Annotated in this window: 20 protein-coding genes and 1 tRNA gene; 10 read left to right on the top strand and 11 right to left on the bottom strand. The window is 62.8% G+C overall.

The window, feature by feature from the left end; all coding sequences use genetic code 11:
• Positions 1-33 precede the first annotated feature (33 nt).
• The 4 genes from GBJ34_RS12790 (at position 34) to GBJ34_RS12805 (ending at position 5,053) form a co-directional block, all read left to right on the top strand.
• Positions 34-426, top strand: a complete 393-nt coding sequence (locus GBJ34_RS12790; RefSeq protein ID WP_080620527.1) for an ArsR/SmtB family transcription factor — start codon at positions 34-36, stop codon at positions 424-426.
• Positions 427-553: 127 nt separating this feature from the next.
• Positions 554-3,205, top strand: a complete 2,652-nt coding sequence (locus GBJ34_RS12795; RefSeq protein ID WP_080620528.1) for a heavy metal translocating P-type ATPase — start codon at positions 554-556, stop codon at positions 3,203-3,205.
• Positions 3,206-3,342: 137 nt separating this feature from the next.
• Positions 3,343-3,753: a MerR family transcriptional regulator gene (locus GBJ34_RS12800; RefSeq protein WP_080620529.1), complete on the top strand. Its 411-nt coding sequence runs from the start codon at positions 3,343-3,345 to the stop codon at positions 3,751-3,753.
• A 19-nt stretch (positions 3,754-3,772) separates the two neighbouring features.
• The gene (locus GBJ34_RS12805) at positions 3,773-5,053 is read left to right on the top strand and encodes an FAD-dependent oxidoreductase (RefSeq protein WP_080620530.1); all 1,281 of its coding nucleotides are present in this window, start codon (positions 3,773-3,775) and stop codon (positions 5,051-5,053) included.
• Positions 5,054-5,236: 183 nt separating this feature from the next.
• Here GBJ34_RS12805 and GBJ34_RS12810 read toward each other — a convergent pair.
• The 11 genes from GBJ34_RS12810 to GBJ34_RS12860 all read right to left on the bottom strand — a co-directional run bounded on the left by GBJ34_RS12810 (position 5,237) and on the right by GBJ34_RS12860 (position 16,417).
• Positions 5,237-5,313: transfer RNA gene (locus GBJ34_RS12810), tRNA-Arg, on the bottom strand.
• A 211-nt stretch (positions 5,314-5,524) separates the two neighbouring features.
• The gene (locus tag GBJ34_RS12815) at positions 5,525-6,745 is read right to left on the bottom strand and encodes a cysteine desulfurase (RefSeq protein ID WP_151719608.1); all 1,221 of its coding nucleotides are present in this window, start codon (positions 6,743-6,745) and stop codon (positions 5,525-5,527) included.
• Position 6,746: 1 nt separating this feature from the next.
• Positions 6,747-7,229, bottom strand: coding sequence for a YIP1 family protein (locus tag GBJ34_RS12820; protein ID WP_151719609.1), 483 nt, complete (start codon positions 7,227-7,229; stop codon positions 6,747-6,749).
• Positions 7,229-8,503: a Fe-S cluster assembly protein SufD gene (gene sufD / locus GBJ34_RS12825; protein WP_151719610.1), complete on the bottom strand. Its 1,275-nt coding sequence runs from the start codon at positions 8,501-8,503 to the stop codon at positions 7,229-7,231. The genes GBJ34_RS12820 and sufD overlap by 1 nt, the downstream gene beginning before the upstream one ends.
• Positions 8,503-9,258 (bottom strand): Fe-S cluster assembly ATPase SufC, encoded by a 756-nt coding sequence (gene sufC / locus GBJ34_RS12830; RefSeq protein WP_151719611.1) that lies wholly within the window; start codon positions 9,256-9,258, stop codon positions 8,503-8,505. The genes sufD and sufC overlap by 1 nt, the downstream gene beginning before the upstream one ends.
• A 41-nt stretch (positions 9,259-9,299) precedes the next feature.
• The gene (gene sufB / locus GBJ34_RS12835) at positions 9,300-10,817 is read right to left on the bottom strand and encodes a Fe-S cluster assembly protein SufB (protein WP_151719612.1); all 1,518 of its coding nucleotides are present in this window, start codon (positions 10,815-10,817) and stop codon (positions 9,300-9,302) included.
• 10 nt (positions 10,818-10,827) lie between these two features.
• A complete protein-coding gene (locus GBJ34_RS12840; protein ID WP_151719613.1) occupies positions 10,828-11,871 on the bottom strand; it encodes a cysteine desulfurase family protein in 1,044 nt (347 codons plus the stop codon).
• Positions 11,871-13,226, bottom strand: a complete 1,356-nt coding sequence (gene cysS, locus GBJ34_RS12845) for a cysteine--tRNA ligase (protein ID WP_151719614.1) — start codon at positions 13,224-13,226, stop codon at positions 11,871-11,873. Before cysS ends, GBJ34_RS12840 begins: the two co-directional genes overlap by 1 nt.
• 61 nt (positions 13,227-13,287) lie before the next feature.
• A complete protein-coding gene (locus GBJ34_RS12850; protein ID WP_151719615.1) occupies positions 13,288-15,096 on the bottom strand; it encodes an ABC-F family ATP-binding cassette domain-containing protein in 1,809 nt (602 codons plus the stop codon).
• Positions 15,097-15,172: 76 nt separating this feature from the next.
• Positions 15,173-15,907, bottom strand: a complete 735-nt coding sequence (locus GBJ34_RS12855) for a GNAT family N-acetyltransferase (RefSeq protein WP_318843228.1) — start codon at positions 15,905-15,907, stop codon at positions 15,173-15,175.
• Between the two features lie 39 nt (positions 15,908-15,946).
• Positions 15,947-16,417, bottom strand: coding sequence for an outer membrane protein assembly factor BamE (locus tag GBJ34_RS12860; protein WP_151719616.1), 471 nt, complete (start codon positions 16,415-16,417; stop codon positions 15,947-15,949).
• A 196-nt stretch (positions 16,418-16,613) separates the two neighbouring features.
• Between GBJ34_RS12860 and GBJ34_RS12865 the strand changes: the two genes are divergently transcribed.
• From GBJ34_RS12865 to GBJ34_RS21225, 6 genes are all read left to right on the top strand, one after another.
• A complete protein-coding gene (locus tag GBJ34_RS12865; RefSeq protein ID WP_151719617.1) occupies positions 16,614-17,183 on the top strand; it encodes a YceD family protein in 570 nt (189 codons plus the stop codon).
• Positions 17,184-17,360: 177 nt separating this feature from the next.
• Entirely contained in the window at positions 17,361-17,567 is a 207-nt protein-coding gene (gene rpmF / locus GBJ34_RS12870; protein WP_151719618.1) for a 50S ribosomal protein L32, read from the top strand.
• 28 nt (positions 17,568-17,595) lie between these two features.
• Positions 17,596-18,696 carry a phosphate acyltransferase PlsX gene (plsX, locus tag GBJ34_RS12875; RefSeq protein ID WP_151719619.1) on the top strand — a complete coding sequence of 367 codons (1,101 nt, stop codon included), beginning with the start codon at positions 17,596-17,598 and terminating at the stop codon, positions 18,694-18,696.
• Positions 18,693-19,664 carry a beta-ketoacyl-ACP synthase III gene (locus tag GBJ34_RS12880; protein ID WP_151719620.1) on the top strand — a complete coding sequence of 324 codons (972 nt, stop codon included), beginning with the start codon at positions 18,693-18,695 and terminating at the stop codon, positions 19,662-19,664. The genes plsX and GBJ34_RS12880 overlap by 4 nt, the downstream gene beginning before the upstream one ends.
• Before the next feature lie 139 nt (positions 19,665-19,803).
• Positions 19,804-20,106, top strand: coding sequence for an integration host factor subunit alpha (gene ihfA, locus GBJ34_RS12885; RefSeq protein WP_151719621.1), 303 nt, complete (start codon positions 19,804-19,806; stop codon positions 20,104-20,106).
• Positions 20,107-20,114: 8 nt separating this feature from the next.
• Positions 20,115-21,310 (top strand): MerR family transcriptional regulator (locus GBJ34_RS21225; RefSeq protein WP_226341159.1); only part of this gene is annotated, 1,196 nt, incomplete at its 3' end.

Raw genomic sequence — 21,310 nt, forward strand, 5'->3', positions numbered from 1 at the left:
TGAACCGCCTCAAGACACAGGTGAAAATCGCTGATGACTGCCGGTAAACCGAAACTACGGGTCGAAAAGCAGGCCGAGGCCGCAACCCCGAGCGCAACAGAGACACGCAGCCACCTCGACCATTCCTCGCTCTCGCAGAACGAGGTGACGATCCTGGCGGAAACCTTCCGGCTTCTCGGCGATCCTTCACGGCTGAAAATCCTCCTGAGCTGCATGCCCGGTCCGATTTCGGTCGGCGAGATCGCGGAGAAAATCGACCTGTCCCTATCCCTGGTCAGCCATCATCTGCGCCTGCTGCGCGGTGCCCGTCTCGTCAAGGGCGAGCGCCAGGCCAAGCAGATCTTTTACGAGATCGCCGACGAGCATGTCCGTCAGGTTCTCCACGACATGGCGACGCACATCTCCGAGGATCACGCCGAGGAGTGATCTGAAACCGCGAAAGCCGATACTATCAACATACGCTTGAATAGTTGTTCAATCGTGGTATTGACTCCTTTCGTGGCCATGCGGGGCCTGCGCACGCGCCCACCGCGTGGTGAGAAAGGAGATCGGAATGACAACGGGACTTTCAGCACCTAGCGGCGGTGAGCGCTTGGGCTTTCGCGTCGAGGGCATGGATTGCGCAAGTTGCGTCGGCAAGATCGAGACTGCACTGAACCGTCTGGGAGGCATCACTGACGTTACCGTCAATTTTGCCACCGAGACGCTGCAGCTTTCCCGCGATACGGCCAGCACAACGACGTCGAACGACATCGCCAGGAAGATCCGCGCGCTCGGCTTCGATGTGACCGAGCTACCGCCCGCCGTCATTCCATCGACGCCCGCCCGGCATTCCGAAGCGCACAGCGGGCATGACCACAGCGGCTGCTCCGGTGAGCATGATCATGGGCACGATCACCACCATGCGCATCATCATGATCACAGCGACTGCGGTGGCCACGATCATGGTCAGCTCGCGCAAACGCCGGTCTCGCGCACAGATCCGACATCTCCGCCCAATGTCTCGATGCGGGTCGAGGGCATGGATTGCGCGAGTTGCGTCGGCAAGATCGAAGTCGCACTTGCAAGAATGCCCGATGTTTCCGACATTCGCGTGAACTTCACGACCGAAATGCTTGAACTCAACTTGGTTCCCGGCTCGGGCACCAAGGTTGCCGACATCGAAAGGACCATCAAGAGCCTCGGCTTCGGGGTATCCAACACACGCGAACTTTCGTCTTCGTCCGACGTCGCCGTGGACGTTGCGCCCGCGCCAGCCATGCGCAATCAACGCTGGTGGCAGACTCGCAAGGGCAAGCACGTCATCGGCCTCGGTCTGCTGATGGGCTCGGCCTACCTCATCGCCCAGTTTATCCCCCTCTATGCAGAGTGGATCTTTGCACTCGCCGTCGTCGCAGGCGTCCTGCCGTTCGCCCGCAAGGCGTTTGCTCTCGCGACGTCAGGGTCGCCATTCTCGATTGAGACACTGATGAGCGTGGCCGCGATCGGCGCCTTGGTGATCGGCGAGGCCGAAGAGGCGGCTGCGGTGGTGTTCCTGTTCGCGGTCGGCGAGTTGCTTGAAAGCGTTGCAGCCGGACGCGCTCGCGCTGGCATAAAGGCCCTTGCGTCGCTGGTGCCAAAGACCGCAATTCTGCTTGATCCCAGCGGCGCTCAGCGCAGCGTCCCGGCGACTTCCTTGCGCGTGAACGACCTTGTTCTTGTGCGGCCCGGCGACCGAGTGCCGGCCGACGGACAGATCGTCCAAGGCACTTCCAGCCTCGACGAATCGCCCATCACCGGAGAATCGGTCCCGCGCGCCAAAGCCAAGGGCGAGAGCATTTATGCTGGGTCCATCAATGTCGATGGCGTTCTCAAGGTTCGCGTCGAAAAGGCCGCTGCCGACAACACGATCTCGCGCATCATCCAGCTCGTCGAGCAGGCTCAGTCCGCCAAGGCTCCTACCGCACGTTTCATCGAGAATTTCAGCCGCTACTATACCCCGGCCGTGATGCTGATCGCTGCGCTGATCGTCATCGTGCCGCCACTGGCGATGGGCGGCGATTGGGACACCTGGATCTATCGCGGCCTCGCGCTCTTGCTGATCGCATGTCCCTGCGCGCTCGTTCTCTCGACGCCTGCGGCGATCGCCTCGGGCCTTGCCGTCGGCACCCGCCGCGGCCTGCTGATCAAGGGCGGCAACGCCCTCGAAACCATCGGCAAGGTGAATGCTATCGCCTTCGACAAGACAGGGACGCTTACTGAGGGCAAGCCGCGCGTCACCGAAACGGTGGCCTTCGGCAAGAACGAGGAGAAGGACGTCATCGCATTGGCGGCAGCGGTCGAGACGGGTTCCAGCCATCCGCTTGCCAAGGCGATCATCAACCGAGCAGAGGCTTCCGGCATAGCGGTCCCTCCGGCGCAGGACGCCTCTGCGACGGCCGGGAAGGCAGTCCATGCCACGGTCGTCGGGCGCCGCCTTGCCGTCGGCTCCCCGAGCCATGCCGCGAACGTGGTAGTGATCGGTAAGCACGAGCAGAGCGCAATCGAAGGGCTCGAAGATCGCGGCAACACCGTTGCCGTCCTCTTTGATGAGGGGACGCGGGAAGCAATCGGCCTGATCGCCTTGCGCGACGAACCGCGGCGAGACGCGCCCGAGGGGATTGCCCGGCTCAAAGCGATGGGCGTTCGTTCCGTGATGCTGACCGGCGACAATCGGCGCACCGCTCAGGCGATCGCCAAGGGTCTTGGTATCGAATGGAGCGCCGAGCTTCTGCCGCAGGACAAGCTCGATCTCGTGAACGAGATGAAACGAACGACCAAGGTGGCTATGGTCGGTGATGGAATCAACGATGCCCCTGCGCTCGCAACCGCCGATGTCGGGATCGCCATGGGCGGCGGAACCGACGTGGCAATCGAGACGGCGGACGCCGCCCTGCTGAAGAGCCGAGTGACGGATGTTGCCCATCTTGTGGCGCTGTCCCGTGCGACAATGGCCAACATCCATCAGAACGTCGTCTTCGCTTTGGCGCTGAAGGGCCTGTTTCTCGTTACCAGCGTCCTAGGGATCACCGGCCTCTGGATCGCAGTCCTCGCCGATACCGGCGCCACCGCGATCGTGACGCTGAATGCGCTCCGGCTCTTGCGCTTCAAGGGGGCGAAGTCGAACGACGACGAACGTGACGACGGCACGTCTTCACGCCCCCTGATACCAGCCGAGAGCTACTGATCCCTCCCGTCGAAGAAGCCGTCCGTCAAACTTGACGGGCGGCTTTGCCCGGCCGGAACCAATCGTAGCAACGGCGAACATCGCGCTCGGAAAACCCATTCATGAACTGGCACCACCCTTCAGAAAGGACAACAGCCATGGACCTGGGCATCGGCAAACTCTCCCAGATCACGGGGGTCAAGATTCCAACGATCCGCTATTACGAGCAGATCGGTCTCTTGCCCGAGGGCTTGCGAAACAAGGGCAATCAGAGACGCTACGATCATGATGCGGTCAAACGATTACTGTTCATTCGCCGGGCGCGGGATCTCGGGTTTGACATCGATGCGATCAGGGATCTGCTTCATCTAGCCGACGTCTCGGCCTCGCGTTCGCCCGAGGCACTCCGTATCGCAAAACAGCAGCTCGCTTCCGTCGAGGAGAAGATCGCTCAACTGGAAGACCTTGAAAAGGTGATCAAGCGGGTCGCCGAAGGCGAGAGCGATGGGGACGACGCGCCCTATTGCTGCAGCACGGCGACAGATCATGCGGATAAGCCCCTCCACTAGCCTCGAAACGACAGGAGGTATGGAGTTGAGATACCTTTATTCCAATCTGGAAAGGAGCCAGAGCTGCGTCGTCGTGGGGGCGGGACCGGCCGGCCTGATGCTCGGACTCCTTCTGGCCCGATCCGGGGTCGACGTAACGGTCATCGAGAAGCACCAGGACTTCCTGCGCGATTTTCGTGGAGATACCATCCATCCTTCGACACTCGAAGCAATGCACGAGCTTGGCTATCTCGACGAACTTCTCACGCTTCCCCATCAGAAAGCCTATCAGCTCCACGCTGAGATCGAAGGACGCAAGGTCACGATCGCAGACTTCTCCAAACTGCCGACGCGCGCCAAGTTCATCGCGTTCATGCCCCAATGGGATTTCCTGAATTTTCTGGCACGGAAGGCAGCGGGATTTCCGCGCTTCCGCTTGCTGATGTCGACCGAGATAACGTCGCTCCGTTGGGAAGCAGGTCGAGTTGTCGGCGTGAATGCTCGCCAGAGCGACCGCAATCTGGTTCTTGATGCCGATCTCGTAATCGGTGCCGACGGACGCAATTCCGCCACCCGCAAGGCTGCGGGACTTGAGTTTCAGAGCTTTGGCACGGCCACAGATATTCTATGGATGAAGGTCTCGAAAAAGGCCGGCGATCCCCAGCAAGCGATGAGCCATGCCGGCCCGCGACAGGGGCTGGTTCTGATCGACCGAGGCGACTACTGGCAGTGCGGCTACGTCATCACCAAGGGGACCGTCGACGCGCTGAAGGACGGCGGAATTGGTGCGCTTCGCGCAAGGATCGCTGAGGTCGCACCTTTGCCTGCGGACCGCTTCAAGGAGATCCGCTCTTGGGATGACGTGCATCTGCTGAGCGTTCGGATCGACCGCCTGAAGACGTGGTGGAAACCCGGCCTGTTGTTTATCGGGGATGCCGCACACGCCATGTCGCTGATTGGCGGCGTTGGTGTGAACCTCGCTATTCAGGACGCTATAGCGACGGCCAACCTACTGGCTGAAGCCTTGCGCGAAGGACGAATGAAAACGCGCTTGCTGGAGGCCGTGCAGCGCCGACGCGCCTTTCCAACCAGAGCGACCCAAAAACTACAACTGATGATGCGCAGCCGAAAGCGTGCGGGTGAGGCAGACAGCGCACGAAGTCCGAAGCCTCCTCTCTTCATGCGCCTGATTGCCCGGTCGCCACTGTTGCCCCGGCTGACCGGCCGCCTCATCGGACTTGGCTTTCGTCCCGAGCATGTTCGCACACAGCTAGTCGATTGGTCCTGTTCGCTCAGGAAGTCTGCGGCTCCGCCCCGATAAAACTATGGAGCAGGTGCTTGACCTAGGCACCTTGGCCGATGTCACCTTCACCGTAGAGACTAGCTTGCGAGAAAGGGATTATCGTTCGCTGGTGAATTTCCCGCTGACATTCTCGCCATCCGCCGCAGCACGGGAGATTCTCTGCCCGTTTCGAAGAACCAGCAATCAACGATTAGGGGAGAATGGCGCACCCATCAGGATTCGAACCTGAGGCCTCCACCTTCGGAGGGTGGCGCTCTATCCAGCTGAGCTATGGGTGCCTACTGCTTACGCAGTGCTTACGCGGTTTTCGAGCGAGTGTTAACCCCAAAAATCGAAGCCCGCAAGTTACTGTTTTACTTCTACTTTTTTACTCACTCGTTCACATTGCCGGACTTGACATCCGCCTTCGGAGGGCAACGCTCTATCCAGCTGAGCTATGGGTGCATTGCGGTTTCAATAGACGATGCGGCGCAGGCGCGCAACCTGAAATCAGGCGAAAAGCTCGTGGCACAGTTCCAGCGCCTCAATCAGCTTGTCGACCTCAGCTTGCGTATTATAGAGGGCGAAAGATGCCCGGCAGGTCGCGCCGACGCCGAAATGCTGCAAGAGCGGCATGGCGCAATGGGTGCCTGCGCGAACGGCCACGCCCTTCTTGTCCAGCACGGTCGAAACATCATGCGCATGGGCTGGCCCCTGCATGGTGAAGGAAAAGATCGCACCCTTCCCGGCCGAATCGCCCTGAATGTTCAGCCAGTTCAAACCCTTGAGACGCGAACGTGCGTAATCGCGCAAAGTGCGCTCATGCGCCGCCACATTCTCCATGCCAAGGCCGGTCAGGTAATCCAGCGCGACGCCAAGCCCGATCTGCTGCACAATGCCGGGGGTGCCCGCCTCGAACCGCATCGGCGGATCGGCATAGCTCACCCCATCGCGTGACACTTCGCGGATCATGTCGCCACCGCCAAGGAAGGGCCGCATCTCCGCCATCCGCTCATGCCGAATGAAGATCGCGCCGGAACCGCTTGGTCCGTATAGCTTATGCCCGGTGATGGCGTAGAAATCGCAGCCCATGGCCTGCACATCCACCGGCATATGCACGGCGCCCTGGCTGCCATCGACCAGAACCGGCACCCCCCTGGCACGGGCGGCATGGCAGATCGCGGCCACATCCACCACGGTGCCGGTGACATTCGACATCTGGGTGATCGCGACGAGCTTGGTGCGCGGCCCGATGGCGTCAATCACCGCCTGCGGGTCCAGATCGCCATTGGCATCGCATTCAACCCATTTCAGCACCACGCCCTGCCGCTCACGCAGGAAATGCCAAGGCACGATATTGGCGTGATGTTCCATGATCGACAGCACGATCTCGTCGCCGGGTTGCAGGCGCGGTGCGGCCCAGGCATAGGAAATCAGGTTGATCCCCTCGGTCGTGCCGCTGGTGAAGACGATCTCTTCCTCCGACGGCGCATTGAGGAAACGCGCGATCTTGCCGCGCACCGCCTCATATTTCTCGGTGGCAAGGTTTGAAAGGTAATGCAGGCCCCGATGCACATTGGCATATTCATGGGCATAGCTTTGGGTGATCGCGTCAATCACCAGCTGCGGCTTTTGGGCCGATGCGCCATTGTCCAGGTAAACCAATGACTTGCCATTGACCTGGCGGCTCAGGATCGGGAAATCGGCCCGCACGGCCTCGACATTGAACATCTCATTCCCCCTGTTCGACGACCATAAGGCCCATGACCCATTGGAACAGAAACCCGGCAAAGGCCACGATGCCGGTCACCGTCAGTTGCGGCCCCGGGCCGATCATTGCGGTCACCAGACCGATCAGCAGGACCAGCGGCGAGACCGCGACGAGCGCCCAGAACAATGCGATGCGCGCGCCATACCAGCTGCCACGCCCGCCCGCCGCCATGCCGATCAGCCGCGAGGCGGCGGCCAGCAGGTAAAAGGCCGGGATCATCGCCAAAAGCCCAAGCGCCCGGCCCAGCAATTGCGGCGGCAACGGAATCTCAGGGTCCAGCCGCGCCACCTGCATCGCCGCCGGATACTGCGCGATAAAGGCGATCAGCAGAAAGACGAACAGCAGACTGAAGGCAAAGGCCTCCGACTTGCCGCGCGCCAGATGGCGCCGCACCACGTTGCGCGGGCGGCGCCAGCTTTCGATGATGTCAGAGGTGACTGACATCAGCCATCTTGCCGCGAAAGCCAAGCCTCAAGCCGCAGACGGATTTCGCCCGCGATGCCCTCATCCTCGATCTCGTCGATGGCTTCGGCCAGGAAGGCCAGCACCAAGAGCGATTGCGCCTGCCGCAGCGGCACACCGCGCGAGCGCAGATAGTAAAGTGCCGTGTCGTCAATCGCGCCCGAAGTCGATCCATGCGAGCATTTCACGTCATCGGCGTAGATTTCCAGCTCGGGCTTGGCGAGGAACTGCGCCGCCTCATCCAGCAACAGGCACTGGCTGATTTGATAGCCATCGGTCTTCTGCGCGCCCGGCTTCACCAGGATCTTGCCCTGGAAGACGCCAACCGCGCCATTGCGCAGGACGTTCTTGAACACCTGACGGCTTTCGCACCGCTCGGCCGCATGGGTGATGAAAACGGTGTCGTCATGGTGATAATCACCATTGCCCAGGGCCGCGCCCGCGATATGCGCCATGGCGTCATCACCGGTCAGCTCCAACACTGCCTCATTGCGGGTCATCACGCCATTGGCGGTCAGGGTAAAGCTCTTGAACAGCGATTCCGCGCCAAGACGGGCGAAGATATGGGTCGCCAGACGGCGGTCGTGATCGCGCCCCTGGATGCGGATATGGTGGAAGCGCGCGCCATCGGCGACCTCGACCTCCAGCACCTGGTTGAAGCGGGCCGCACCGGGGCCGCTTTCCAGAAGGGTCAGCTCTGCACCCTCCTCCAGCTTCACACAGTGATGAAGGATTGCATCGGAAGTATCTGATTCTTGCAGATAAACCAGATGGATCGGTTTCGCGACCTGCCCTGTGACCCGGATCAGCACGCCCTCAGTCGCGGCAGCCGTGTTCAGCGCGGCCAGGGGGCGCGCCACCGGGTTCTGCCCGCGGGCCTCCAGCGTGCCGTAAAGCCCCTGCGCCCAATGGATATCCGCCGCCTGGCTCAGAAGCTCGACCCCCGCCGCTACCGGATCATCCGATTGCGCCGGATCGAACACACCATCGACAAAGACCAGCCGGACGCGGTCAATCGCGTCAAACAGCTGGGCCTCGTCGCTGGCATCAAACGGGGCTGCTGCAACCGGCGTCGCTGCGGTCAGCGTGGTCGGATCGGTGTAGCGCCAATATTCATCGCGCTTCGCGGGCAGACCCATGGCCTGCAGCCGCGCCACCGCATCGGCGCGAGCCCCGCCAGACCAGCCGCCCTGCGGCAGATCCAGCCCGGCCAGCCGCGCGACAGCGGCATCAAGTTTCGCCTGCGCGACCGCCATCACTGCACCTCGGCCAGCAGATTGGCATAGCCGTTGTTCTCAACCTCAAGCGCCAGTTCCGGCCCGCCGGTCTTGATGATACGGCCATCGGCCATGATATGCACCACATCGGGTTTGATATGGTCCAGAAGCCGTTGATAATGCGTAATAACCAGGAAAGCGCGGCCTTCGCTGCGCAGGGCGTTCACGCCATCGGCCACCAGCTTCATCGCATCCACGTCAAGACCGGAATCGGTCTCGTCCAGGATGCACATCTTGGGTTCCAGCATGGCCATTTGCAGGATCTCGTTGCGCTTTTTCTCGCCGCCCGAGAAGCCGACATTGACCGGACGCTTCATCATTTCCGCGTCGATCTTCAACGCCTTGGCCTTTTCGCGCACGATCTTCAGGAAATCGCCCGCGGACAGTTCGGCCTCACCGCGCGCCTTGCGCTGTGCGTTCACAGCGGTGCGCAGGAAAGTCATGTTGCCGACGCCCGGGATCTCCACCGGGTATTGGAAGGCCAGAAACAGGCCCGCCGCCGCGCGCTCTTCCGGCTCCATCTCCAGCAGCTCCACGCCATCCAGCGTGGCGGAACCATCAGTGACCTCATAACCGTCACGCCCAGACAGGACATAGCTCAGCGTCGACTTGCCCGAGCCGTTCGGGCCCATGATCGCATGGACCTTGCCCGCCTCGACGGTCAGATCGACGCCCTTCAGGATCACCTTGTCGTCTTCTTCAAGTTTGACGTGCAGGTTTTTGATTTCCAGCATTTTTTCGCCCTTCATTCTTTTGCCCGCACCGGGCGCATAGCTTAGCCGACCGAGCCTTCAAGGCTGATCGCGACGAGGCTCTGCGCCTCCATTGCAAATTCCATCGGCAGGGCTTGCAGCACTTCCTTGCAGAAGCCGTTCACCACCAGCGCCACCGCTTCTTCCTCATCCATCCCGCGCGAGCGGCAATAGAACAGCTGATCGTCATCGACCTTGGAGGTGGTGGCCTCGTGCTCGACGCGGGAAGAATTGTTCTTCACCTCGATATAGGGCACGGTATGCGCCCCGCATTTGTCACCGATCAGCAGGCTGTCACATTGCGTATAGTTCCGCGAATTCAACGCCTTGGGATGCATAGTGACCAAGCCGCGATAGGTGTTCTGCGCGCGGCCCGCACTGATCCCCTTGGAGACGATGCGCGATTTGGTGTTCTTGCCCAGATGCACCATCTTGGTGCCGGTATCGGCCTGTTGCGCATTGTTCGCGATGGCGATCGAATAGAACTCGCCCTGGCTTTCCTCGCCGCGCAGGATGCAGGACGGGTACTTCCAGGTGATCGCCGAGCCGGTCTCGACCTGCGTCCACATCACCTTGGACCGCGCACCCCGGCAATCGGCGCGCTTGGTCACAAAGTTGTAGATGCCGCCCTTGCCGTCTTCATCCCCCGGATACCAGTTCTGGACGGTTGAATACTTCACTTCGGCATCGTCGAGGATCACGATTTCGACCACCGCCGCGTGCAGCTGGTGGGTGTCGCGCTTCGGCGCGGTGCAGCCCTCCAGATAGGAGACGTAAGAGCCCTTTTCGGCCACGATCAGCGTGCGCTCGAACTGCCCGGTATTCTCGGCATTGATGCGGAAATAGGTGCTCAGCTCCATCGGGCAGCGCGTGCCTTCCGGGATATAGACAAAGCTGCCATCGGAGAAGACGGCGCAGTTCAGCGTCGCAAAGAAGTTGTCACTTTGCGGCACGACCGAGCCCAGATATTTCTGCACCAGATCGGGATATTCGCGGATCGCTTCCGAGATCGAGCAGAAGATGACCCCGGCCTTCCTCAGCTCTTCCTTGAAGGTGGTCCCGACCGAAACGCTGTCGAACACCGCATCGACCGCCACCTTGCGCGGCTCGTCGCTGCCTTCAACACCGGCCAGAAGCATCTGTTCTTTCAGCGGAATCCCGAGTTTCTCGTATGTCGCCAGCAGCTTGGGGTCAACTTCGTCCAGGCTTTTGGGCTTGGCATCCATGCTTTTGGGTTTGGCGTAGTAATACTGATCCTGATAGTCGATTTCAGGATAGTTCAGCATCGCCCAACGCGGCTCTTCCATCTTTTGCCAGCGGGCAAAAGCGGCCAGACGCCAGTCCAGCATCCATTGCGGTTCGCCGTTCTTTTCGCTGATGAGGCGCACGATGTCCTCATTTAGACCTTTCGGCGCATATTCCGTCTCGATCTCGGTTTCCCAGCCGTGCTTGTATTTGCCGGCCATGGCCTGCACGGTCTCGATGGTCTCGCGATCCACGCCGTCGCGGACCTCGATCTGGTCTTCGGTTTCCAGCCCCATCTATCCCTCCTTAGGCCCGCGCGCGGGTCTTGCGATATTGTGCGGTCCAGGCATCGGCAAAGCGCAGCACCTGGTCTTCGGTTGTGTCGGGCCCGATGGAGACCCGCAGCGCCGAGGCGGCCGCGATCTCGTCAAAGCCCATGGCGCGCAGAACCCGGCTGGCCCGAACCTTGCCGCTGGAACAGGCAGAACCCGCCGAGACGGCAAAGCCTGCCAGGTCCATCTGCATCACCTGCGTCTCGCCCTTCCAGCCGGGCGTCACGAGGCAAAGCGTGTTGGGCAGCCGCGCGCCACCTTTCCCGACGGAAATAGTCTCATTCGCGGCGGCTGACAATGCTGACTCTAGAATATTTCTAATTTCAGCCACCCGCTCCCAGACACCATCGGCCAGATCGCGCGCGGCGGCCTCGGCGGCGGCGGCGAAACCGGCGATACCGATCAGGTTTTCGGTTCCGGCGCGGCGGCCCATCTCTTGCCCGCCCCCCCTAAGCTGCGCTTGCAAGTCGATGCCGCGTTGCAGGATCAGCGCACCGATTCCCTTTGGCCCGCCCAGCTTATGCGCCGAAACGATCCCCATCCGGCAGCCCAGCCAGTTGAAGGCGAAGGGCAGCTTGCCGAAACCTTGCGTCAGATCGCAGAGCGCCAAGCCTTCCGGCAGGGCCTGCACGATGCCGGTCTCGGAATTGGCATATTGCAGCGCGGTGCAGGCCGGGTCCGCCACCGCCACCTGACCGGCGGCATCGACGCGGAGGTCCGGCGCGCACCAGACGCTGACCGCCTCATGTTCGATATCGCCGCAATGCAGGCCCTGACCGGCAGCCGCCAGCGCTGCCCCTTCGGTCGCGCCAGAGGTGAAGACGATATCCGCGCCGTCCGCGCCAAGGGCGGCCGCGAGCTGGCCGCGCGCCTTTTCCATCAAGGATTTGGCGGCGCGACCTTCGGCATGGACGGAAGACGGATTGCCCACCACATCCATCGCCGCGATCATCGCGGCGCGGGCCTCGGGGCGCAGCGGCGTCGTGGCGTTCCAGTCGAGATAGACGCGCGGGGCCATCACAGCACCGGCAGCTTGGCCGGATCAAACCCGGTGCCGGGCAGCAGCTCCACCCCGGCCTTGGACATGCGCACCTCGACCCCGGCAGCGGTCAGTTCAGACTTCATCCGATCAACACCAGAGAAGTCCTTGCTTTGCATCGCATTCTCGCGAAGCGCCGCAAGTGCTGCTGCGTGCGCCGACAGATCCACCGTGACCTCGGCCCAAGCCCCAAGCGCGGGCTCCAGCAACCCGATCAGCTGGGCCGAGGCCAAAAGGCCCGCGGCGTCACCCGCCGCAGCCAGTCGGTGCAGTTCCGCCAAAGCGCCCGCCGTGTTCACATCCTGCGACAGCGCGGCCACCACCGCGTCCGACACCGCGCCGGGGGTCACCCCCTTGGTCAGCGCCCGCCATTTGCGTAAAGCTGCCTCGGCCTGCTGGGCCTTCTCATGCGTCCAGTCCATCGGTTTGGCGTAATGCGTGCCGAGATAGACCATGCGGATCACCTCGCCCGGATAGCCCTGATCCAGCAGGTCGCGCACGGTGAAGAAATTGCCCAAGGATTTGGACATCTTCTTGCCCTCGACCTGTAGCATCTCGTTATGCATCCAGATATTGGCGAACGCGCCAGAAGGGTTGGCGCAGCAGCTTTGCGCGATCTCGTTTTCATGATGCGGGAATTGCAGGTCGATCCCGCCGCCATGAATGTCGAAGGTCTCGCCCAGAAGCGCCTTGCTCATGGCCGAGCATTCGATATGCCAGCCCGGACGCCCACGACCCCAAGGGCTGTCCCAGCCCGGCAGATCATCGGTCGACGGCTTCCACAGCACGAAATCCATCGGATCGCGCTTATAGGGCGCAACCTCGACCCGGGCGCCCGCGATCATGTCATCGACCGAGCGCCCCGACAGTTTGCCATAGCCCGGAAAGCTGCGCACATCGAACAGCACATGGCCTTCGGCGGCATAGGCATGGCCGCGGGCAATCAGCGCCTCGATCATCGCAATCATCGGCGGGATATATTCGGTCGCGCGCGGCTCATGCGTGGGGCGCAGCGCGCCAAGCGCATCCATATCCGCGTGATACCAGCCGATGGTTTCATCGGTGATGTCGCGGATCGGGCGGCCGGTTTCGGCGGCCTTGGCGTTGATCTTGTCATCCACGTCGGTGAAATTGCGCACATAGGTAACGTGATCGTCACCGTAAGTATGGCGCAACAGCCGGAACAGCGTGTCGAACACCACGACAGGCCGGGCATTGCCGATATGGGCGCGGTCATAGACGGTCGGGCCGCAGACATAGATGCGGACCTTGCCGGGTTGCAGCGGCTGCAACACCTCTTCGCGGCGGGTCCTTGTGTTCCACAGCCTGATCATCGCGGGCCTCCTCGGTCACTCCGGGCTGCCGGATAGCGGTTTCGCGCGACTTTGGGAAGCCTCAGGCCTTCTCGGCCAGATCCAGCCATTCCTCTTCGGCGGCCTCCAGCGCGGATTGGCGCTCAGCCATCATCTCGGTCGCCTTGCGGAACTTCACCGGATCCTTGGAAAATAGGTCCGGGTCGGCCAGCAACTCGCCCAGTTTGGCAATCTCGCGCTCCAGCTTGGCAATCACCTCGGGCAGCGCATCAAGGCGCTTGCGTTCGGTGAAGGACAGGCCATCCGGCTTTTTCGCGGCGGGTGCCGCAGGCGTCGAGACAGGCTTTGCCGCCGGTTTGGCCGCAGGCACCTCGGCCTCGACCGCGCCGCGCTGCGCCTGATAATCGCTCCAGCCGCCGGCATAGACGGTGGCCCGACCCTGACCTTCCAGCGCGATGGTGGTGGTCGCCACGCGGTCGATGAAATCGCGATCATGGCTGACCAGCAGCACCGTGCCGTCATATTCGCCAAGGATATCCTGCAACAGATCCAGCGTTTCCACATCCAGATCGTTGGTCGGTTCGTCCAGAATCAGCAGGTTTGACGGCTGCGCCATCAGCTTGGCCAGCAGAAGCCGGGCCTTTTCCCCACCCGACAGCGATTTGACCGGCGCGCGGGCCTGCAATTCGTTGAACAGAAAGTCCTTGAGGTAAGCCACCACATGTTTCGGCGTGCCCCGCACCATGACCTGATCGGAGGCACCAGAAACCGACATCAGCGGATCGCCGGTCAGGTTTTCCCAAAGGCTGGCCTCGGGGTCCAGACGCGCGCGGCTTTGGTCGAAAACCGCGATTTCCAGATTGGTGCCAAGACTGACCTCACCGGCATCGGGGGCCTCTTGCCCGATCAGCATCTTCAAGAGCGTGGTCTTGCCAATGCCGTTCGGGCCGACAAAGGCCACGCGATCGCCCCGCAGCACGCGGATATCGAAATCCCGGATGATCGCCTTGTCGCCGTAGGATTTGGTCAACCCCTTGGCGTCGATCACCTTCTTGCCCGAGGTGGTGCCGCTGTCGAGTTCCAGCGCCGCCGTGCCCTGTCGGCGGATCATCGATGACCGCTGTTCACGCAGATCCTGCAAGGCGCGCACCCGGCCCATGTTGCGTTTGCGCCGGGCCGAAATGCCCTCGACCGCCCATTTCGCCTCATGCTTGATCTTGCGATCCAGCTTGTGACGGGCCTCGTCTTCCTCGGCCCAGATCTGCTCGCGCCATTCCTCGAACCCGTCAAACCCCTGCTCACGGCGCCGCACCTCGGCGCGATCCACCCAGAGCGTGGCGCGCGTCAGCGCGCGCAGGAAGGCGCGGTCATGGCTGATCAGCACGAAGGCGGTGCGGGTTTCGGCCAGCTCGCGCTCCAGCCACTGGATCGCCTGAATGTCCAGATGGTTGGTCGGCTCGTCCAGCAGCATCAATTCCGGTGCCTCGGCCATCAGCTTGGCCAGGGCGGCGCGGCGGCGCTCCCCGCCCGAGGCCGAGGCGACCGGGGTTTCCGGATCGAACTTCAGGCCTTCGGCCACGACCGAGACCTTATAGGCCTCGTCCTCCGGCAGACCGGAGGCCGCGTAATCCCCCAGCGTGGCGAAGCCCGAAAGATCGGGGTCCTGTTCCATATAGCCGACCGTCACACCGGGCGGCACCACGCGGTTGCCGACATCGGCTTCGGTCAGCCCCGCCATGATCTTCATCAGGGTGGATTTGCCCGATCCGTTGCGCCCCACCAGCGCCACCCGGTCGCCAGGCTGAACCACGAGGTCGAGCCCCTCGAACAAGGGATTGCCACCAAAGGTGAGCGAGATGCCGGAAAGCTGAAGAAGGGGTGCGCGTGCCATGGCAGCGAGGTAGCGATGCCCAAGCGCAAGGTCAAGGCGGGCTGGATAAACCCAGGCGGACTGCGTCAGGCCCAATTCAAGACTTTGCCACCGCGCGGAACAGCCCCTGCCGCGCGGGGGGAATTGTCGCGATCTCTACCGCCGTAAAGACATGCAGCGTGTCCATCGCCCGGTCGATCACCGCGTGATCGGAGACCCAGCCGCCGATGCCGAGATAAAGCCGCAGCAGCGGCGGCAGCGCGGCCAGGGCCTGACGCCGGTCTGCCGCCCCTTCGGGCAGGTCCAGCACCTCGGCCGCGCGGCGATCGGGGCGCCAACGCTGCGGCCCCAGATGGCCCGCACGCAGATGCCGCAACGCGGTATCGTGACCCGCGGGCTCTGCCCCCGCGAAAGAGGCACAGCCAAACAGCAGCGCGATGTCATAGCCATCCACCAGCCGCGCCATCGCGCCAAAGGCCAGCCGCAACAGATCAGGGTCAGGCAGGCCGGGGCGCGCGCAAAACCGCCCCAGTTCCAGGCAGCGCCCCGGATAGGCCGCAAGCCGCGTCAGATCGTAAAACTGCGCTGAATAGCTTTGCCCGATCTCGGAAGCCGGGCACGCAAGCAGCCGATAACAGGCCAGAAGCGCCCCGGTCTCATCCTCGATCAGCATATGGCCGCAGATCGAATCGAAGCCATCGGTATCCAGCCCCGGCCGTCCAAAGAAGGCTTCATGCCGCAGGGCCTGCGCCCGCGCGATGTCGGCATCCGACCGGGCCAGCCGGGCGCAGAGACGGCCCTTCCGCAACGGCTCCATTCGGATCTCGCGCAAGCTGGCCTCCTGCCCCGGTCCAGGGTTTCGCCGGTCGCGTCAGTCGACCAGCTGATCCGCCCGCAGACGTCCGATCGAGCTGAAGATCTGCCGCAGGAAGCTGACGCCCTTGATATTGCTGTCGGTCACACGGCGCGACAGCGGCACGATCTGGCCGCGTTCCAGCCCGAAACGCTCGACATTGCTGACAGTGCCGCCCTGCGAGAAGGTGATCGCCACGACCTGACGGTCGATCTCTTGCGGCTCGCGCGCACCATAGTGCTTCCAGCGGCTTTGCACATAGAACCAGCCGATATCATTGAGCAGACCCGAGGCCGAAGGACGGCCGATCTTTTCGGCCACCGCCTCGCGGGTGTCACCAATGGAGACCAGCGCCATCTCCTGATCCGAAGGGATATAGCCGTGATTCCGGTAGGTCGGGGCACAGGCCACCAGCGTCACCATCAGCAGGCCAGCGGCGAGCCAAGGGGCAACCCGCCGTCCGTTCCGCACATCGCGTGCCTCAGCCATGATCGCTCCCGTTCATTGCCGGAGCAGGGCCTTGCCAAGGCAAACGCCGCCGCCTATCCCGGTATCTCGTCTCAACTGCCCAAGCACAAGGGCTCAGGCTCCGGCTTACAGCAAGGTCGGGCCATTGTTCAAGGAAGGAACGCACGGCCCCGCCGGCCTCTGCCACCCTCCTGCCACCCGTGATGAGGAGATCCGCATGTCGGACGCTGCCGCAGACCAGCCCTTCAGCCAGCCGCTGCGCATCGCGGCCCTTGCCGCCCGCAAACCCACCCGCTTTCGCCTTGAATCCGATGAGGCGCAACGCGCGGCCATCGCACAGGACCTCGGGCTGACCGCACTGCATCGCCTGTCCTTCAAGGGTGAATTGCGCCCGCTGCGCAGCCGCGACTGGGAACTGGTCGGCGATCTTTTGGCCGAGGTGGAACAGCCCTGTTCGGTCACGCTGGTGTCGGTGCGCACCGCCATCAGCGAAAAGGTGGAGCGGCGCTATCTTGCCGATATGCCAGACCCCGAGGGCGACGAGATCGAAATGCCCGAAGATGACAGCGAGGAACCCCTGCCCGCCGTGGTCGATCCCGGTGCGGTGGCGATCGAGGCGCTGTCGCTCTCCATTCCGGCCTATCCGCGCGCGCCGCAGGCCGAACTCGGCGAGGCGGTCTATACCGGAAAAGGGGTGGCTCCGCTGCGCGATGAGGATCTGCGGCCGTTTTCCGGCCTTGCGAGCCTTGCACAGAAACTGGAATCGGGGCAGAAGGACGACGGTTGAGCGCATCAAGGCAATCGGCCTGCGGGGCATGAGCAATAAAAGGCTTGCACCCCACAGGAATCCGTCTATGTTCCGCGCCTCACAAACACGGTGAAATCAACGGGCTCCGCATGGGCGGTGTTTCAAGTTTCACGAAAGAAAACAGGGGCTTGCCCCCTCCTACCCCGAGGTTGAGACATGGCCGTCCCTCAGAACCGAGTCACCCGTTCGCGTCGCAATATGCGCCGTTCGCATGACGCTCTCGTTGCCGGCAACCCGGCAGAATGCTCCAACTGTGGCGAACTGAAGCGCCCGCACCACGTTTGCGGCGCCTGCGGCCACTATGACTCGCGCGAAGTTGTCGCCGTGAGCAAGGAAGTCGACGTGGACGAGGACGCGGCGTAAGCCGCGCTCCCCTGCCGACTGGCCGCCAATGTCGAACGGAACCCAAATTCCGCAAGAGGGCGCGCCGCGCACAGTCATTTCACTGGACGCCATGGGCGGGGATCAGGGGCCGGCAGCGGTTGTTGCCGGTCTTGTTGATTCTGCGCGCGCCGATTTCGGGCTGGATTACATCCTGCATGGGGATGAGGCTGTGCTTGCACCGCTGCTGGCCCCGCATTCCGATCTTGCCCCCCGCATCACGCTGCGCCATGCGCCGCGCGTGGTGACCATGCATGACAAGCCCAGCCAGGTGATGCGCCATGGCGACGGCACATCGATGTGGTCCTGCATCGACAGTGTGAAGAATGGCGAGGCCACGGTCGCGGTCAGCTGCGGCAATACTGGTGCCCTTATGGCGGTCAGCATGATCCGCCTGCGCAAGATTGCGGGCGTGAACCGCCCCGCCATTGCCTGTCTCTGGCCCTCGCGCAATCCGGGTGGCTTCAATGTCATGCTCGATGTCGGGGCCGATATCCGCGCCGAGGCCGAAGACCTGTTGCAATATGCCACCATGGGCGCGGCCTATGCCCGCAATGGTCTGCACCTGAAGCGCCCGCGCGTCGGGTTGCTGAATGTCGGCACCGAAGAGCACAAGGGCCGGGCCGAGCTGAAAGTGGCGCATGACCGCATGGTTCTGGCGCAGGACGCAGCGGGCTTTGAGTTTGTGGGCTTTGTAGAAGGGGGCGATATCCCTTCATCGCGGGTTGATGTCATCGTGACCGATGGCTTTACCGGCAATATTGCCCTGAAGACCGGCGAAGGCACCGCCAAGCTGATGGCCGAGTTCATGCGACAGGTCTTCACTGGCGGCATCCTGTCGAAACTTGCGGCGCTGTTGCTGATGCGATCGCTGAAACGGCTCAGCAGCCGGATGGACCCGCGCCGCATCAATGGCGGGGTGTTCCTTGGCCTGAATGGCACGGTGGTGAAAAGCCATGGCTCGGCCGACGCGACCGGGGTCGCCGCCGCGATCCGGCTGGCAGCCCAACTGGCGCGGTCGGGCTTCAATGACCGGCTGGCCGCCCGGCTTGCATCCGCGGAAGCCGCGGGGCAGGATGGCTCCGAGCAGAAAAACGGTGAGCAAAAATGACACTTCGTGCCGTCGTCAGGGGGGTAGGCCACTACCTGCCGGAACGGGTTGTCCCGAATTCCGAATTCGAATCGATGATCGACACTTCGGACGAATGGATCCGGTCGCGCTCCGGCATCGAGCGACGTCATTTCGTGGCCGAGGGGCAGACCACCTCGGATCTGGGCACCCGTGCGGCGCAAGCGGCGCTGGCCCAGGCGGGTCTGTCCGCCGAAGATGTGGACGCGCTGATCGTTGCGACCTCGACCGCCGATCTGACCTTTCCCTCTGCCGCCACGATGATTCAGGCGCGTCTTGGCATGACCAAGGGCTTTGCCTTTGACGTGCAGGCGGTCTGTGCCGGTTTTGTCTTCGCACTGGCCAATGCCAATGCGCTGATCGTCTCGGGTCAGGCCAAGCGCGTGCTGGTGATCGGTGCCGAGACCTTCTCGCGGCTGATGGACTGGACCGACCGGGGCACCTGCGTGCTGTTCGGTGATGGTGCCGGTGCGCTGGTGCTGGAGGCCCAGGATGGCGCGGGCACCGCAGCCGATCGCGGGATCCTGTCGACCGATCTGAATTCGGATGGCCGGCAGCGCGACATTCTTTATGTCGATGGCGGCGTCTCCACCGGCAAGACCGGGCATCTGCGGATGCAGGGCAAGGAAGTATTCCGCCATGCCGTTGAAAAACTTGCAGAAACCGCCCATACTGCCTTGGAAAAGGCTGGCCTGACCAGCGAGGATGTGGACTGGATCGTGCCGCATCAGGCCAATATCCGCATCATCGAAGGCACCGCAAAACGGATGCAGGTGCCAATGGATCGGGTCGTGGTGACGGTGCAGGATCACGGCAATACCTCGGCCGCATCGATCCCGCTGGCGCTGTCTGTCGGCGTGGAGCGCGGCCAGATCAAGCAGGGCGATCTGATCGTCACCGAGGCGATTGGCGGCGGCCTCGCCTGGGGCTCGGTGGTGCTGCGCTGGTAAGCGTTTCGGCCTTGCGGACAATCCCGGCAATGCCTGCGCAATATGCGCTGGATGCGTGCTGCAAAACGTCCTGCAAGTGGTTGATATTGACTCGAAAACCCATTGCCCCCAATCTGATGGCAAAACCCCGGGGGGAATGATGAGTGAAAAGACCCTGACCCGTATGGACCTGAGCGAAGCGGTATTCCGCGAGGTCGGTCTGTCGCGCAACGAATCCGCCGATCTGGTGGAATCGGTTCTGCAACACGTCTCGGATGCGCTTGTCGCTGGCGAGACGGTAAAGATCTCGTCTTTCGGCACGTTTTCGGTGCGTGACAAATCGGCCCGCGTCGGGCGCAACCCGAAAACAGGCGACGAGGTTCCGATCAGCCCGCGCCGCGTGCTGACCTTCCGCCCCTCTCATCTGATGAAGGACCGGGTTGCCAGCGGCAACAAGGGCTGACATCTGACATGGATAAGTCTCCGGACGCGTTCCGAACCATCAGCGAGGTTGCCGAGCTTCTGGAGACCCCGGCCCATGTGCTGCGCTTTTGGGAAAGCCGCTTTCCGCAGATCAAGCCGGTGAAACGTGCGGGCGGGCGGCGCTATTACCGACCGACCGATGTGGCGCTGCTGACCGGCATCCGCAAATTGCTGCATGAGGACGGGCTGACCATCCGGGGCGTGCAGAAGATCCTGCGCGATCATGGCGTGCGGCATGTTGCGGGTCTTGGCGGCGGCGATGCCGATCCCGATCTGGATCCGTTGATCGCCGCGATTGACCTGCCCGCGCAGGTGATTTCCGACCCGGAAAAGGTGGTGGCATTGACGGATTGGCGCAGCGCCGTCGAGACCGGCGAGACGCCTGCAGCCCTGCGTGAAGCATTGCGGCCAGCATTGCAGCCCAAGGATGGGGCCGAGGTGCCGGAAGAGGATGCCACGACGCCAGAGGATGGGTGGGCGAAGCCAGAGCTTGCCGACGAAGCGCGCCCCCAGAAACGCGAGCTGCCGGAACCGGACAGGCCCAAGGCGCGCCCCCGCGAGGCCGAGCGGCAGTGGTCGCTGTTCTCGCCTGACGAGATGCCGTTGCCCGATGCGCCGCGCGATGCCGTTGCGGTGCATCATGAAAGTGTCGCTGCCCCTGTGCCCGTAAATGAGGTCGCCGTGACCGAAGCCGCTATGCCCGAAGATGCAGATCTGTCCGCATTGGACGGGATGGAAGTGGCAGAGCGTTCACCCGACGTCTTGCCCCCCGACGATCTGGCAGAAGCGACCACATTTGAGGAAGCCGTATCTGAGGAGCCGGCATTTGAGGAGGAGGCGGCACCGACAGAAGTTGCCGGGCCTGCTGCGGATATGACCGATGACAGGGATGGCGCGTCGATGGCCGTCGCTGAAGCGACAGGCGCCGAAGCAGACGCAGATCGGCCCCCTGCCACGGACGCCGCAGATGAGGCATCCGCAGAGGCAGGACCCAGCGAACTCGGTGCGGATATCTCGCGGCCGTCCACCGCCGGTGCTGATGCAAGCGCCGACTCAGCCGAACCCGGATATGACGGCCCTGCCCTGATGGCTGAGGCTGAGGCTGAGGCTGAGGCTGAGGCTGAGGCTGAGGCTGAGGCTGAGGCTGAGGCTGAGGCTGAGGCTGAGGCTGAGGCTGAGGCTGA

Origin of the sequence: Gemmobacter serpentinus (assembly GCF_008973825.1) — a bacterium.
Lineage (GTDB): Bacteria > Pseudomonadota > Alphaproteobacteria > Rhodobacterales > Rhodobacteraceae > Gemmobacter > Gemmobacter serpentinus.

What these genes read in the sequence shown, in the direction of transcription:
- GBJ34_RS12790 (WP_080620527.1), top strand. Translation starts at nt 34, where the DNA reads ATGACTGCCGGTAAACCGAAACTACGGGTCGAAAAGCAGGCCGAGGCC.
- GBJ34_RS12795 (WP_080620528.1), top strand. Translation starts at nt 554, where the DNA reads ATGACAACGGGACTTTCAGCACCTAGCGGCGGTGAGCGCTTGGGCTTT.
- GBJ34_RS12800 (WP_080620529.1), top strand. Translation starts at nt 3,343, where the DNA reads ATGGACCTGGGCATCGGCAAACTCTCCCAGATCACGGGGGTCAAGATT.
- GBJ34_RS12805 (WP_080620530.1), top strand. Translation starts at nt 3,773, where the DNA reads ATGGAGTTGAGATACCTTTATTCCAATCTGGAAAGGAGCCAGAGCTGC.
- GBJ34_RS12815 (WP_151719608.1), bottom strand. Translation starts at nt 6,745, where the DNA reads ATGTTCAATGTCGAGGCCGTGCGGGCCGATTTCCCGATCCTGAGCCGC.
- GBJ34_RS12820 (WP_151719609.1), bottom strand. Translation starts at nt 7,229, where the DNA reads ATGTCAGTCACCTCTGACATCATCGAAAGCTGGCGCCGCCCGCGCAAC.
- sufD (WP_151719610.1), bottom strand. Translation starts at nt 8,503, where the DNA reads ATGGCGGTCGCGCAGGCGAAACTTGATGCCGCTGTCGCGCGGCTGGCC.
- sufC (WP_151719611.1), bottom strand. Translation starts at nt 9,258, where the DNA reads ATGCTGGAAATCAAAAACCTGCACGTCAAACTTGAAGAAGACGACAAG.
- sufB (WP_151719612.1), bottom strand. Translation starts at nt 10,817, where the DNA reads ATGGGGCTGGAAACCGAAGACCAGATCGAGGTCCGCGACGGCGTGGAT.
- GBJ34_RS12840 (WP_151719613.1), bottom strand. Translation starts at nt 11,871, where the DNA reads ATGGCCCCGCGCGTCTATCTCGACTGGAACGCCACGACGCCGCTGCGC.
- cysS (WP_151719614.1), bottom strand. Translation starts at nt 13,226, where the DNA reads ATGATCAGGCTGTGGAACACAAGGACCCGCCGCGAAGAGGTGTTGCAG.
- GBJ34_RS12850 (WP_151719615.1), bottom strand. Translation starts at nt 15,096, where the DNA reads ATGGCACGCGCACCCCTTCTTCAGCTTTCCGGCATCTCGCTCACCTTT.
- GBJ34_RS12860 (WP_151719616.1), bottom strand. Translation starts at nt 16,417, where the DNA reads ATGGCTGAGGCACGCGATGTGCGGAACGGACGGCGGGTTGCCCCTTGG.
- GBJ34_RS12865 (WP_151719617.1), top strand. Translation starts at nt 16,614, where the DNA reads ATGTCGGACGCTGCCGCAGACCAGCCCTTCAGCCAGCCGCTGCGCATC.
- rpmF (WP_151719618.1), top strand. Translation starts at nt 17,361, where the DNA reads ATGGCCGTCCCTCAGAACCGAGTCACCCGTTCGCGTCGCAATATGCGC.
- plsX (WP_151719619.1), top strand. Translation starts at nt 17,596, where the DNA reads ATGTCGAACGGAACCCAAATTCCGCAAGAGGGCGCGCCGCGCACAGTC.
- GBJ34_RS12880 (WP_151719620.1), top strand. Translation starts at nt 18,693, where the DNA reads ATGACACTTCGTGCCGTCGTCAGGGGGGTAGGCCACTACCTGCCGGAA.
- ihfA (WP_151719621.1), top strand. Translation starts at nt 19,804, where the DNA reads ATGAGTGAAAAGACCCTGACCCGTATGGACCTGAGCGAAGCGGTATTC.